Origin of the sequence: Mycolicibacterium austroafricanum (assembly GCF_000612725.1) — a bacterium.
Lineage (GTDB): Bacteria > Actinomycetota > Actinomycetes > Mycobacteriales > Mycobacteriaceae > Mycobacterium > Mycobacterium austroafricanum.
On record NZ_HG964455.1, the window covers coordinates 331,515 to 344,928 of the forward strand.

Annotated in this window: 11 protein-coding genes; 6 read left to right on the plus strand and 5 right to left on the minus strand. The window is 66.7% G+C overall.

Annotation, left to right across the window (positions count from 1 at the left end; all coding sequences use genetic code 11):
- Positions 1-21: 21 nt before the first annotated feature.
- Positions 22-474: a MaoC family dehydratase gene (locus tag BN976_RS21730; protein ID WP_036373772.1), complete on the minus strand. Its 453-nt coding sequence runs from the start codon at positions 472-474 to the stop codon at positions 22-24.
- A 703-nt stretch (positions 475-1,177) separates the two neighbouring features.
- On the opposite strand from BN976_RS21730, the gene BN976_RS21735 reads away from it, so the two are divergent.
- From BN976_RS21735 to BN976_RS21745, 3 genes are read left to right on the plus strand one after another with little or no spacing between them, the layout of a single operon-like run.
- Positions 1,178-1,831 carry a hypothetical protein gene (locus tag BN976_RS21735; protein ID WP_235622100.1) on the plus strand — a complete coding sequence of 218 codons (654 nt, stop codon included), beginning with the start codon at positions 1,178-1,180 and terminating at the stop codon, positions 1,829-1,831.
- Positions 1,828-4,008 (plus strand): Rv1355c family protein, encoded by a 2,181-nt coding sequence (locus BN976_RS21740; protein ID WP_036373775.1) that lies wholly within the window; start codon positions 1,828-1,830, stop codon positions 4,006-4,008. Before BN976_RS21735 ends, BN976_RS21740 begins: the two co-directional genes overlap by 4 nt.
- Positions 4,009-4,015: 7 nt before the next feature.
- Positions 4,016-5,869, plus strand: a complete 1,854-nt coding sequence (locus BN976_RS21745; protein WP_011779202.1) for a putative bifunctional diguanylate cyclase/phosphodiesterase — start codon at positions 4,016-4,018, stop codon at positions 5,867-5,869.
- Here BN976_RS21745 and BN976_RS21750 read toward each other — a convergent pair.
- Positions 5,850-6,692, minus strand: a complete 843-nt coding sequence (locus BN976_RS21750) for an FAD-binding protein (RefSeq protein WP_036373778.1) — start codon at positions 6,690-6,692, stop codon at positions 5,850-5,852. The genes BN976_RS21745 and BN976_RS21750 overlap by 20 nt on opposite strands.
- A gap of 327 nt (positions 6,693-7,019) precedes the next feature.
- Here BN976_RS21750 and BN976_RS21755 point away from each other — a divergent pair, with 327 nt between their 5' ends.
- The gene (locus BN976_RS21755) at positions 7,020-8,252 is read left to right on the plus strand and encodes an acyl-CoA dehydrogenase family protein (RefSeq protein WP_036373781.1); all 1,233 of its coding nucleotides are present in this window, start codon (positions 7,020-7,022) and stop codon (positions 8,250-8,252) included.
- The gene (locus BN976_RS21760; RefSeq protein ID WP_036373783.1) at positions 8,253-9,395 is read left to right on the plus strand and encodes an acyl-CoA dehydrogenase family protein; all 1,143 of its coding nucleotides are present in this window, start codon (positions 8,253-8,255) and stop codon (positions 9,393-9,395) included.
- A gap of 48 nt (positions 9,396-9,443) precedes the next feature.
- Here BN976_RS21760 and BN976_RS21765 read toward each other — a convergent pair whose 3' ends face one another.
- From BN976_RS21765 to BN976_RS21775, 3 genes are all read right to left on the minus strand, one after another.
- A complete protein-coding gene (locus BN976_RS21765; protein ID WP_036373786.1) occupies positions 9,444-10,328 on the minus strand; it encodes a universal stress protein in 885 nt (294 codons plus the stop codon).
- Positions 10,329-10,456: 128 nt separating this feature from the next.
- A complete protein-coding gene (locus BN976_RS21770) occupies positions 10,457-11,569 on the minus strand; it encodes a DUF1214 domain-containing protein (protein ID WP_036373788.1) in 1,113 nt (370 codons plus the stop codon).
- Positions 11,566-12,141 (minus strand): TetR/AcrR family transcriptional regulator, encoded by a 576-nt coding sequence (locus BN976_RS21775; protein ID WP_036373791.1) that lies wholly within the window; start codon positions 12,139-12,141, stop codon positions 11,566-11,568. Before BN976_RS21775 ends, BN976_RS21770 begins: the two co-directional genes overlap by 4 nt.
- Before the next feature lie 27 nt (positions 12,142-12,168).
- On the opposite strand from BN976_RS21775, the gene BN976_RS21780 reads away from it, so the two are divergent.
- The gene (locus BN976_RS21780; RefSeq protein WP_036373794.1) at positions 12,169-13,413 is read left to right on the plus strand and encodes a sulfotransferase family protein; all 1,245 of its coding nucleotides are present in this window, start codon (positions 12,169-12,171) and stop codon (positions 13,411-13,413) included.
- The last annotated feature ends 1 nt before the right edge of the window (position 13,414 follow it).

The following is a 13,414-nucleotide window of genomic DNA, read 5'->3' on the forward strand; positions in this document are numbered from 1 at the left end:
GACCGCCGCGGCGTGGCGGAGTCAGCCGATGAAGCGCACGATCGATTCGGCCACCGCGGCGGGTTTGTCGGAGTCCTGGATCTCGACGGTCGTGCTGACGGTCGCCTGCACCGCGTTGTCGAGCTGCGCCACCGCGGTGATCTCGGCGCGGGCCCGCAACTTGGCACCGACCCGCACCGGCGTGATGAACCGGACCTTGTTGTAGCCGTAGTTGATGGCCATCGCGACGTTGTCGACCGTGTAGAGCTGGTGGGTGAAGTACGGCAACAACGACAGCGTCAGCAACCCGTGCGCGATGGTCCCGCCGAAAGGGCCGTTGGCCGCCCGCTCGGGATCCACGTGGATCCACTGGTGATCCTCGGTGGCATCGGCGAACAAGTTGACCCGGTCCTGGGTGATCTCCAGCCACTCGGTCGGCCCCAGTTGGGTGCCTTCCGCCGCGACGAATTCGGCGAGATCGTTGAACTTCTTCACTGGCGTCTCCTTTGACCCGGCTGACGACGACGGCCGCCGTTGGATGTTCGGCATGTCAATTGCAGGCCTCACAGTGCCACAACCTGTGCGGTGGTCCGCAGCGCGGGCGGCGGTCCCGACCACCGGACAGTGGCGCCGAAAATGACGCCGCCTGGGTTGCACATCGCCGGCGCAGCGAAGGCCCCTTACGGCACTGCTTCACTCCCCCGCCAACCCGCGGTCATTGGTCCGTAACATCGCCGTGCGACACCGAGGTCGATTCGACCGCAGGTCCGAGAAGTTAGCGAATGGCCGGCACGAATCGGACAGGCATCGCCGAATGACAGTTTGCACCGTTGCTGAAGTTCGCCAGATCTGAATTGTCACAGCCACGACCGGTCGGATTCCACCAAATTCTCCTTGCCATTGACGCCTCTGGGGTAAGCCTTGTGGTGGAGTTTTGTATCCGAAAATCGAAAAGGAGAAAATAATCGGCGGCTAGCTAGAAATGGAGTGACCGGCGGCCACATACTTGATCTCGCACTTATAACCCAGCTGTCGGATCAGTTTGTCGACAGCCGGTGCGCACGTTTTATCTGTTTCACCAACCCCCACCGATAGGAAAGCCATGTCAATTACTTCTCTGATTTCCGCCGACACCGATCATTTCGAACTCGCGAGTAACCACAGTTGGTGGGACGGCGACGCCGAATGCACTCTGGTGATGTCACAACCACACCTGGACCCCGACCTGTGGCTGGAGTACCTCCGCGGCGCGGAGCACAGTTACCGCAAGCACGGGGTCGAGGCCGCACTCGACGTCGACGAGATCAGCAGTGGCCATGACACCGCGGTGTTCTGGGCAGCACTCGACACGACGGGACGGGTGATCGGCGGCGTCCGCGCCAAAGGCCCGCTGACCGGCGCCGATGATTCGCATGCAGTCGTGGAGTGGGAGGGGCAACCGGGCCTGGCCGCGGTGCGCAAGATGATCGACGACCGGGCACCCTTCGGCATCCTCGAGATGAAATCGGCGTTTGTGACCGATGATCCCGCACGCAACAAGGGAGTGACGCGCGCTTTGGCGCGCAGCGGTTTTCATGCCATGGCCGCGATGGACCTGCAATTCTGCATGGCCACGTCGGCGCCTCACGTTCTCGACAAGTGGCGCTCCTCCGGTGGTGTGGTCGCCTCGATCCCCGCCACGCCGTACCCGGACCCCCGTTACCGCACCAAGATGATGTGGTGGGACCGCAGCACGTTCATCCGGCACGCGGAGCCGGCGCAGGTGTCGAAGATCTTCAACGAAATCCTGGACATGCAACGATCGCGGGTCGCGCCCGAGGGAACCGGAAGTCTGCGTGATAATGCCCTGTGACATTTGAGCACTCTGGTGCGCAGGCAGACGACTCCAACGGACGTGTCGAGGACCAGAGTGCCGCAGGCGCGCTCGTCCTCGACCCGGCCGAGCCGGCCGATCAACAGGTCCTGGACTCTCTGCGTGGCGATCCGGCCATCGTGTTCATCGACCGCGCCGCGCAACAGGCCGAGACGCTGGCTCGGCTGCTGCCGGCTCCGACAGGAGAACTGACCGACGAGCCGCGGCGCTGGGCCTACTATCCGTGGCGTCGTACCGTCGTCAGCATCCTCGGCCCGCGCGCGTTCGCGCGGGTGCGTGCGGACCGCAACCGCAACCTGATCACCTCGCAGGAGCAGGAGGCGCTCGGCTCGCTCCGGGTCGGAGTGGTCGGTCTCAGCGTCGGCCACGCCGTCGCACACACGCTGGCGATGCAGGGGCTCTGCGGCGAGTTACGCCTTGCGGACTTCGACGATCTCGAGCTGTCGAATCTGAACCGGGTTCCGGCAACGGTTTTCGACATCGGTGTGAACAAGGCGGTCACGGCGGCACGCAGGATCGCCGAGGTCGATCCGTACCTCGCGGTCCGCGTGATCGATTCCGGCTTGACGGACCAGACCGTCGATGCGTTCCTCGACGGGCTCGACATCGTGGTCGAGGAATGTGACTCGCTTGATGTCAAAGCGCTTGTCCGGGAAGCGGCGCGCAGCCGGCGGCAGCCGGTGCTGATGGCGACCAGCGACCGCGGCCTCATCGACGTCGAACGGTTCGACCTCGAGCCGGAACGGCCCATCTTCCACGGCCTGCTCGGCGAGGTCGACGCGGCGAGTCTGGCCGGCCTGGACAGCCGGGAGAAAATCCCCCACGTGCTACGGATCATCGACGGCGGCAACCTCTCCGCGCGGGGGGCCGCATCGCTCGTCGAGGTAGGGCAGACGCTGTCGACGTGGCCGCAGTTGGTGGGTGACGTCCTGGTCGGGGCCGCCGCCGTCGCCGAGGCAGTACGCAGAATCGGCCTGGGGGAACCACTTTCGTCGGGCCGGGCACGCCTCGACACGGCGACGGCCCTGACGGGGCTGACGGACCCGATGCGGCGGGCCCCGCAACCCGGTTGGGATCCGGTGTCGGTCGAGGATCCGGCGGACGTTCGCGATGCCGTGCACGCGGTGGCGCTCGCCGCCAATCGCGCGCCGTCGGGCGGCAATGTCCAGCCGTGGCACATCGAGTCTGGACGAGACGTCGTGACGATCCGTGTCGCCCCGGAGTTCCAGTCCACGATCGACGTGGCGTTCCGCGGTAGCGCGGTGGCGGTGGGCGCGGCCACGTTCAATGCGCGCGTCGCCGCCGCCGCCCATCAGTTGTCGGGCGAGGTGACGTTCGTCGAGGGTGACGACCGGTCACCGCTGACCGCCGTGGTCACCCTCACCGAAGGCCGCGACGAGCACCTTGCTTCGCTGTATCCGGCACTTGCGGCGCGAGAGACCAACCGCCGCCACGGAACCCCCTCGGAGCTGCCACGGGCCACCGTGGCCGCGCTTGACGCCGCGGGCCGGCGGGAAGGGGCCCGCGTGCAGCTGCTGGAGGATCGGGAGGTCATCGACGCGCTCGGCACCCTCCTGGCCGAGACCGACCGGATTCGCTATCTCACCCCGCATCTGCACACCGACATGGCCTCGGAGCTGCGTTGGCCCGGTGACGGCTTGCCAGATTCGGGGATCGACGTGCGCAGCCTCGAGTTGGGCGCCGCGGAGCTCGTCACACTCGACATCCTGCGCAGACCCGAGGTCATGTCACTGCTGACCACGTGGAATGCCGGCGCCGTGCTGGGCGCCGACACCAGGGCGCGCATCGTCAACAGCGGTGCGCTGGCGTTGATCCTGACCGATGACATTTCCCTCACCGGCTATGCGCGGGGAGGCTCGGCGGCCGAGGCCGTGTGGATCGCAGCGCAGCAGCACGGTCTTTCGGTACAGCCGATATCCCCGGTCTTCCTGTACGCCCACACCGCCGATGAACTCCACGAGCTTTCACCGCGATTCGCCGACCGTCTGGCTGATCTGCAGAGACGGTTCCGTCAACTGACAGCTGTCGGTCCCGGCGAGGCGACGGCGCTGATCCTGCGACTCACCTCCGCACCGCCCCCATCGGTGCGGAGCAGACGGCGCCCCCTCCACAGCGCTTCAACGCCCGTATCCTGACTCCACGATGTCTGACAGCGACACACTCCGCAGTCTCGACCTGGTCATCACCTCGGTGGCCACCAAGTTGATGGCTGCCAATGCGGCGACCTCCGTCGAGGTGAGTCAGCGGGTGTTGGCCGAACTCGTCGACTACCTGGGCGTCGACGTCAGCTTCCTGCGCTACAACGACCACAAGATCCGGGCGTCGCGTCTGGTCGCCGAATGGCCGGTGCGGCCCGGCGTTCCCGACCCCGATCCGCTCGCCCTCGTGTACTTCGCCGACGCCGACCCCGTGTTCGCTCAGTCCGAGCACGGCAAGAAGCCGATGGTGTTCCGCCCGGAGCCGGCCACGGACGACTACCAGAAGCGCATCGAGGAAACCCGCGCCGTGCCCGCGACATCGATGGCCGCGGCGCCACTGGTGTCCGGCGAACTCACCACCGGTGTGCTCGGATTCATCAAGTTCGGCGACAGGGAGTGGACCGCCGAGGAACTCAACGGTCTCGAAGCGATCGCGTCGTTGTTCGCCCAGGTCCAGGCGCGGGTGCAGGCCGAAGAACAGCTGCGCTACCTCGCCGAGCACGACGACCTGACCGGGTTGTACAACCGTCGCGCCCTGCTCGCCCATCTCGACGAGCGACTCGCAGAAGGCCGACCCGGCCCGGTGTCGGCGTTGTTCTTCGACCTGGACCGACTCAAGGCGATCAACGACTATCTCGGTCATACCGCCGGCGACTGGTTCATCCGGGTGCTCGCCGAACGCCTCCGGCGGGGCGCCGACTGCCCCAACATAATCGCCCGCCTCGGTGGTGACGAGTTCGTCCTCGTCCCCACCGTGCCGATGGACGGCGCGGCCGCCGAGGCCCTGGCCCACCGTCTGCAGTCGACGTTGCGCGAACGCGTCTCGATCGACGGCGAGATGCTGACGCGCACCGTCAGCATCGGGGTGGCGCAGGGCATACCGGGCCGCGACACCACGTCAGACCTGCTCCGCAGAGCCGATCAGGCCGTGCTGACCGCCAAAGGCTCCGGCGGCAACGAGGTCGTCGTCTTCACCGACGACATGTCGATGAGGCACGAGTTCAACAACGACATCGAACTCCATCTGCAGAGCGTGATCGAGAACGGCGCCCTGCTGCTGCACTACCTGCCCGAGGTCGACATGCGCACCGGCGAGATCCTGGCGTGCGAAGCCCTGGTCCGCTGGCAGCATCCCACCCGCGGTCTGTTGTCTCCCGAGTCCTTCATCGGTGTCGCCGAATCCATAAACCTGGCGGGCGAGTTGGGCCGCTGGGTGATGCGTTCGGCGTGCGCCGACTTCGCCGGCTGGCGCGCACGCGGCATCGGAACGGGCACGGTGATGCGCATCAACGTGTCACCGGTGCAGCTGGTCACGGACGGTTTCGTCGAGTCGGTGGCCGGTATCGTCGACGAGTTCGACCTCGACGAGGGGTCCGTGTGCCTGGAGATCACCGAGAGCGTGGTGGTGCAGGACATCGAGACCACCCGGGTCACCCTCAAGGGTCTCAAGGAGGCCGGTGTCCGCATCGCGATCGACGACTTCGGCACCGGATACAGCGCACTGTCGCACCTGAAGTCGCTGCCGGTGGACACCCTCAAGATCGACAAGAGCTTCGTCCGTGAACTCGGTTCCGATCCAGGCGATCTCGCGATCGTGCGAGCGGTCATCGCGCTCGCCGAAGCGTTCGGCCTGGAGTTGGTGGCCGAAGGCGTCGAAACCGAGGCCGCCGCAATGACCTTGCTGCGCCACGGGTGCCATCGAGCCCAGGGATTCCTGCTGTCGCGCCCGATCGACGGTGCCGCGATGAAAGCCCTGCTTGCCCGAGGCCGGGTCCCGGTCAGCTTCGCGAAGTCCTGACCTCCGGGGCGGCCGGCCGCGAGCTGTGAAGGGGGCACGCCTGGGCCACGGCGCTGTCGGAGGTCAGAAGTTCGACTCGCCCGAAACGGCTGGCCTCCTTGCCGACCAGCGCGACACGCAGCAGTGCATGTCCGGGAAAGCCGGGCGGGGACGCGCCGCGGGCGGGAATCCCGTTGCGACAGATGAGCACGCCGTGGCGTGCCCGGACTGTCAGCGGACCACTCTCGGTGCCGAAGACCGCCCCGGTCACCACACCGTCCTCGAACACCAGGCGCTCGAACCGAGTGACGGGGTTCGGAAATATGTCGCGGTCGCGGGCTTCGTCGCTGAGCCAATCGTGTACCGAACCGACCGTATCGTCGGGATCCGGCGCCATCACCCCGATCTCGGTGACCTTGAACAGGTCGCCGTCCCCACCATCCATCGTCGTCGAGGTCCAGTCGGTGACCTGGGTGTACAGGTAGCCCGACGGCGACGGAACGCAGACCGCGGCCCACTCCCGCAGCCGCGGGCCCTCGAAGGGCGGCACCATCCGTCCGCGCGCCGGCGTGGTCTCGCTCATCAGCCGCACGGGAAGATCCGGATCGAGTTGCCGCAGGCCTGCCACGTCGAGATCTGCGGTCAGCTGACCGAGGTATTCGACGGTGTCCTCGTCGCCGGCGTGGTCGAACCAGCCGCGATCGGCGTCCGTGGGCGACGGCGCAGTGGCGAGAAATACCTCTCCGTCTTGTTCGACAGCTGCAATTGCCGTCGCCAGTCCAGCCAAACCGGTGTCGGTGCACACCACGTCGACTTCGTCGTCCCAATCGGGCTCGCAGAACAAGGTTATTTGCCTCTTATTTGCCGTGACCGGAGTTTCTCGGCCCGCTAAAGGCTATGGCATCGGCAATATCGACACCAAACCGAATTGTGTCCGCGGGTCACCACAGCCGTGACGGGGTCTGAGGGGATTTGCCATCACGACTGTGGCAACCGACAAAAACTATCACCGAAGTGCCGTTCGGGCCCCGGTACGCCCGCTGCCCGACGGTCAGGGGCCGACTCGACAACCGGGGACAGAGCGTCCGAGGACACAATGCACCCCCGGTGTGACCCCCACTTAACTAACTAGGTTTACTGTGTTTCTGGCGTTCTGTGGGAGGAGACAGCGATGGACCTGGAGTGGTCGGCCACCGACCTGGCGTTCCGCGACGAGGTGCGGGCCTTTCTCGACGAGAGCTTGACCCCTGAACTGCGCCGCGCCGGACGCCTGATGACCAGCGTGTACGCCGACCACGATGCGAGCATGGCGTGGCAGCAGATCCTGCACGAGCGCGGCTGGGCGGCACCGGCGTGGCCGGTGGCCCACGGCGGCTGCGACTGGAGCCTGACCCAGCACTACATCTTCAGCCGGGAGTCCACCCTGGCGGGCGCGCCGTCACTGTCGCCGATGGGAATCAGGATGGTCGCCCACGCGATCATCAGGTTCGGCTCCGACGAGCAAAAGAACTACTTCTTGCCGCGCATCCTCACCGGCGAGGTCTTCTTCTGCCAGGGCTACTCGGAGCCGGAGGCCGGCTCCGATCTCGCCGCGCTGTCGATGGCGGCCCGTGACGACGGGGATCACCTGGTCTGCACCGGCAGCAAGATCTGGACTACGCACGCCCGGGAAGCCAACTGGATGTTCGCACTGGTGCGCACCACCCGCTCGGAGAAGAAGCAGCGGGGCATCACGTTCGTCCTGATCGACATGTCGACACCGGGCATCGAGATCCGACCGCTGGTGATGACCTCCGGCGAAGAGGTGCAGAACCAGGTCTTCTTCGACGACGTGCGCGTGCCGAAGGCCAACGTCATCGGTGAGATCGACGACGGCTGGACCGTGGCCAAGTACCTGCTGGAGTTCGAACGCGGCGGTGGCGCCTCCGCCCCGGTCCTCCAGGTGATGGTCGAGGAGATCACCACCGCGGCCGCCGGACAACCCGGCCCCTCCGGCGGACGGCTTCTCGACGATCCCGCCTTCGCGCGCAAGCTCGCCGACGTCCGGATCCGCACCGAGGTCCTGGAAATCCTCGAGTACCAGGTACTGGCCGTGGTGGCCGAAGGCGGTAACCCCGGAGCGAAGTCGTCGATGCTCAAGGTGCTCAGCACCGAGCTCAGCCAAGCCATCACCGAACTGGCCATGGAGGCCGCCGGCCCCCGCGGACGGGTGTATCAACCGCATGCGACGTGTCCCGGCGGACCCATCGCCGAGTTCGAGCCGCCCGCCGATGATTACGTCAGCGGCGAACCCTGGCAGGCCGTCGCACCACTGCGGTACTTCAATGACCGCGCCGGCTCGATCTATGCCGGGAGCAACGAAATTCAGCGCAATATCCTCGCCAAGGCTGCATTGGGGCTGTAGATGGACTTCAAACTCAACGACGAACAGGAATTGTTGCGCAGCGGGCTCACCAGGTTTCTGGCCACCCGCTACGACCTGGAGAAGAGCCGCGCGGCGGCCAAGACCGGCCTCGGCTGGCAGCCCGAGATCTGGCGTGCCTTCGCCGAAGAACTCGGTATCCTCGGCGCCGCGCTGCCCGAGGAGAACGGCGGCATCGGCGGCGGACCGGTGGAGATGATGCTGATCGCCGAAGCGCTGGGACACGCGCTCGTGGTCGAACCTTACGTCGACACCGCCGTCGTGGCCGCCGGGCTACTGCTGCGCGCTGGGGGTGACACCGCCACCGCGCTGCTGGAGGAGATCGTCGCCGGCACCGCGATTGTGTCGCTGGCCGCCACCGAACCCACCTCCGGCGAGTTCTGGCAGGATGTCACCACCAGCGCCACCCGCGACGGTGACAGCTGGGTCCTGAGGGGACAGAAGATCGTTTCGGCGAGCACCCCGCTGGCCAGTCACGTGCTGGTCACCGCGCGCACGTCGGGCGAGCGAGCCGACGCGGACGGCATCTCGCTGTTCCTTGTCGAACTCGGTTCGGCCGCAACGGATATCATGCTGCACCACTATCGCACGGTCGACGATCGACGGGCCTCCGACATCGCGCTCGACGGTCTGCGGCTACCGACGACGGCGCTGTTGGGCGCCGAAGGCGGTGCGTGGCCGTCGATCGCTCTGGCTCGCGACGAGGGCGCCGCGGCGATCTGCGCCGAGGCGGTCGGCGGCATGCGCAAGGTGCTGGCCGACACCGTCGAATACTGCAAGCAACGCCAGCAGTTCGGCCAATCCATCGGAAGCTTCCAGGTGTTGCAGCACCGGATGGTCGACATGTACATGGAAGTCGAACAGTCCGCGGCGGCGGTGCTGTTGGCGGTCCTCAAGCTCGACAGCGACGACGTCACCCGAGCCAGGGCGGTCTCGGCCGCCAAGGCGACGGTCGGGCGCGCCGCACAGTTCGTCGGCCAACAGGCGGTGCAACTGCACGGCGGTATGGGCATGACCGAAGAACTGGCGATCGGCCATTACTTCAAGCGGCTGACCGCCCTGCAGTTCGAGTTCGGGTCCACCGACCACCACGTCACCCGGTATGCCCGGCTGACCAATCGCTGAGTCGGCCGGTCGGACAGCGACCGCCCGGCCGTCAGCGGCCTGCGGTCGTCACCTCCTGGCCACGATCACCGGCCCGCGGGCCGACTGCACGACCTGGGAGCCCACCGAGCCGAGCAGCATTCCGCCGAACCCGCCGCGGCCGTGGCTACCGACCACGAGGAGCTGACCCTTGGCCGCCTCCTCCAGCAGTCGGCGGGCCGGTTGGTCACGACACACCACCCGATGCACGGTGACGTCGGGGTAGCGCTCCTGCCAGCCCGCCAACCGCTCGGCGAGCAGCATGTCCTCCTCCGGCTGTATCTCGGCCCAACCGGCACCGGGCAGCTCGTATCCGGCGTCACTCCAGGTGTGCACCGCGACCAGATCGACGCCGCGGAACGACGCCTCGTCGAACGCGATGGCGGTGGCATGCTCGGAGGCCGGCGAGCCGTCCACCCCCACCACCACCGGCGCCTGCGCGGGATGCGGGATCAGCGGGTCCTCGTCGTGGATCACCGCCACCGGGCAGTGCGCGTGGTGTACCACCCCGGAACTGACCGAGCCGAGCAGACGACGTTCCCACTTACCCAGACCCCGACTGCCCATGACGAGCATCTCGGCGTCCTTGGCCAGATCGACCAGTGCGGCGACGGGTTGACCGGAAAGCACCACCTCGTCCACGGTCAGCGCTTCACCACCCTCGGTGGCCGCAGTCACCAGGGCACGCGCATCGGTGAGAATCCGTTCGGCTTCCAGCTTCTCGTCCTCGAAGAAGGCGGCGGGAAGCGGAACCTGAATCCACGACTGCGTCGCAGCGCTGGGCAGCACGTGGGCCAACGTCAGCGGGATGCGGCGCATGGCGGCATCGCGGGCGGCCCAGTCGACCGCGACACGGGATGCGTCCGAACCGTCCACTGCGACAACGATGCCGACGGGTGCGGGTTGGGTGGACATCTGGGCGCCTCCTCGATGAGATCGGCGGCACGCTACCGCCGGACAATACGACAGTAACGCCGAGGCGGGCGCGCGGGTCAGTGGTCGGCCGTCACCGTGCGCAGGGACCAAAGTCCTCTGTAGCGATCTCAGCTCACGGTCGTCGGCGCCTCGGCGACGTCGACCAGCATCACCTCGGGCCGGGCAGGTACCTGGTCGGCCAGGAACCAGCGGAACGCCAGGTTCCCGCGCGGGTAGTCCAGCGTGGTCAGGGAGTTCGGGTGGCTCGTCATCCCCCGCGACACCACGACCGTGATCGAGCCGTCGCTGTTGGGTACTGCGGTGAACCCGTTGACCGAGCTACGGGCGTCGGACACACCCGGAACGGCCATGAACTGGTTCCACACCACGAGGTTCCAGAACCGGCAGCTCGGAGGTCGGTGCGTGATGACGAGCGCCTCGCCCTCGGCGAGGTCGAAACTGCCGTACGCATAGCAGGCGTCACGCGCCGACCAGCCGAAGTTGGCGTCCGGAACCTGGTAGGGCTCCGCGAATTCATTTGCCGCCATGGCTGTTTCGTGTCCGAGGCGGTGCGCATCGGCGTTCTTGACCCCCACCGCCAGCGGCAGGATGGCGAACATGGTGCGCAGCCACGCCGCGCCGGCCCGCAGCGCCGCCGCAGTCTCCGCCTCCCCGTGGCGGAACGGGTCGGGGGGCTCGAGCGCCTCGATCGTCCACGTCACCGGCCGCCCCACCGACGGATCGGCCTGGTAGTCGCGCGTCATCAGCACCGCCGCATCGGGTTCGGGGCCGAAGTCGAAACTGAAGTTGCCGTCCTCGTCGAAGTCGAGGTCGTCGTCGCGCAGGATCGCCACGATCCGGTCCGACCACGCGCCGGGACTGGGCTCGTTGTAGGCCGTCACCGAAAAATACACACTGTCACCGCGATTGCCGCTGATCCGGTACCTGCGGGCGGGGTCGACCGGACACATGTAGTAGATGGCGTCGGTGTTGTCCCCGCCCCAACGCCGATCCGGCCGGAACGGCGAGTTCACCTCCAGCCATCGCGGGCGGCTGCGATCGGCGAACAGGTAGGTGTCCAGTGCGACCCCCAGGGTGGTCGCGATCATCCGGTACCCGTCGGCGATGTGGCGGTCATCGGTGACGGCCCTCGGGCCGGTCATGAACGACTCATCCAAACCCCGCAGGGTGTCGAGCAGTTCCCGCCACGCAGCGGTGGCCTCATGAGATTCGGTGGTCATGAACTGATTCCCTTCGTGATCAGGTGCGCGGTCCGCTCGATCCACGCGTCGTCGACGTTCGCACCGCGGGTGATCAAGGCCAACAACGTCATTCCGGTCACCGCTTCGGCGAGTTCCACCGCGGTGACACCACGACGAACCTCGCCCCGCTGCACCGCGGACTCCAGATAGTTGTTGAGGTCGCGCACCAACACGTCGGCGAAGCGTTCCAGCAGCGCTGCATGCAGCGTCGGATCTGAGGCCATCTCACCGACCAGTCCGGGCAGGGCAGCGCGGGCGGCCGGGGTGCTGAGCACGGCGAGCGTACGCCGGAGCATTTCGCGCACATCCCCGTGCAGGGACCCGGTGCGGGGAATCTCGATCGTGGCGTCGACGGGGAACACCGCTTCGTGCACGAGGTGGGCTTTTCCACGCCAGCGCCGATAGATCGCCGGCTTGCTGGTGCCCGCGCGCGCCGCGATCGCATCGAGCGACAGCTCGGCGTACGACGATTCACTGATCAACTCGACCGTCGCCCGCAGCACCGCGTCGTCGATGGCCCGATTTCTGGGACGTCCCACATCTGTCGTCATTACGATACTGAGAGTAACATAACCGGCGTGACGGACACCACAGACGGTTTCATCCATCTCGACGACCTCGCAGAACCCCGGTACAGCCCTGCGGCGCAACAGCTTCGCGAGATGATGGCGACCCTGGCACCGGATTGCCCGCTGGACACCGACATCCTGCACGCGCGGGCGCGGGAGGCGACCGGACTGGACGATTTCGGCCCGCAGGACTACCGCGAGCGGCTCGATCGTTACGTGGCCGAGCTCCGCGAGATCGACATGCACGGTCCTGGACTCGTGAACTTCCACGCCCAGCTCTCACAATGGCTGAAGAACCGCCTCCTGCTGACCGATCTCCTCGCCCGGCATCCCGAGATCGAGGACATCGAACTCGTCGCACCGGTGGTGATCGCGGGCCTGCCCCGATCGGGCACCACCCACCTGCACAACATGCTGGCCTCGGCGCCCACCTTCCGCAGCCTGCCCTACTGGGAGAGCGTCGAACCGTTCCCGCTGCCGGCCGAGGCGGGTATCGAACCCGATCCGCGGGTGGGGCGGATGGACGTGGCCGTGCAGACCATGGATCTGCTGATGCCCCACTTCGCGCTCATGCACGAGATGACCACCGACCATGTGCACGAAGAGATCCAGCTGCTGGCCAACGACTTCTCCACGATGTTGATGGACACCCTCGCCCACGTGCCCCGCTGGACCGACTATTTCTGGAGCACGGATCAGACGTCCTCGTACCGGTATCTGGTCACCCAGCTCAAGGCACTCCAGTTCCTGCGCGGCGGCAGGCGATGGATTCTCAAGTCACCGCAGCACCTCGGGCAGCTGCGGGTCCTCGACAAAGTGATGCCCGGCGTCGTGGTCGTGTTCACCCACCGCGATCCGGTTCCCGTGGCGCTGTCGATGATCGCGATGGTCACCTACTCCGAGCGGATGCACCGTGACAAGGTGGACGTTCCGACAGTTGCCCGCGCATGGGTGGACCGACTGGAACACCTGCTCAACGCGTGCGTGCGCGATCGCGACGTCATTCCCGCCGAGCGCTCCGCCGACATCCCCTTCGACGATTTCATGGCCGACGAGATCGGTACCGCCGAACGTGTGTACCGCGTCGCGGGCGAACCGCTCACCGAGGAATCCCGGTCGGCCATCGGCCGGTACCTGGACGGCCATCGCCGCGGCAGGCACGGCCGGGTATACACGTCGGCGGAGATGTTCGGCCTGGACCCCGAAGAACTACGAGACCGGTTCACGCCCTACAGCCGGCGATTCCTCAGCTGAT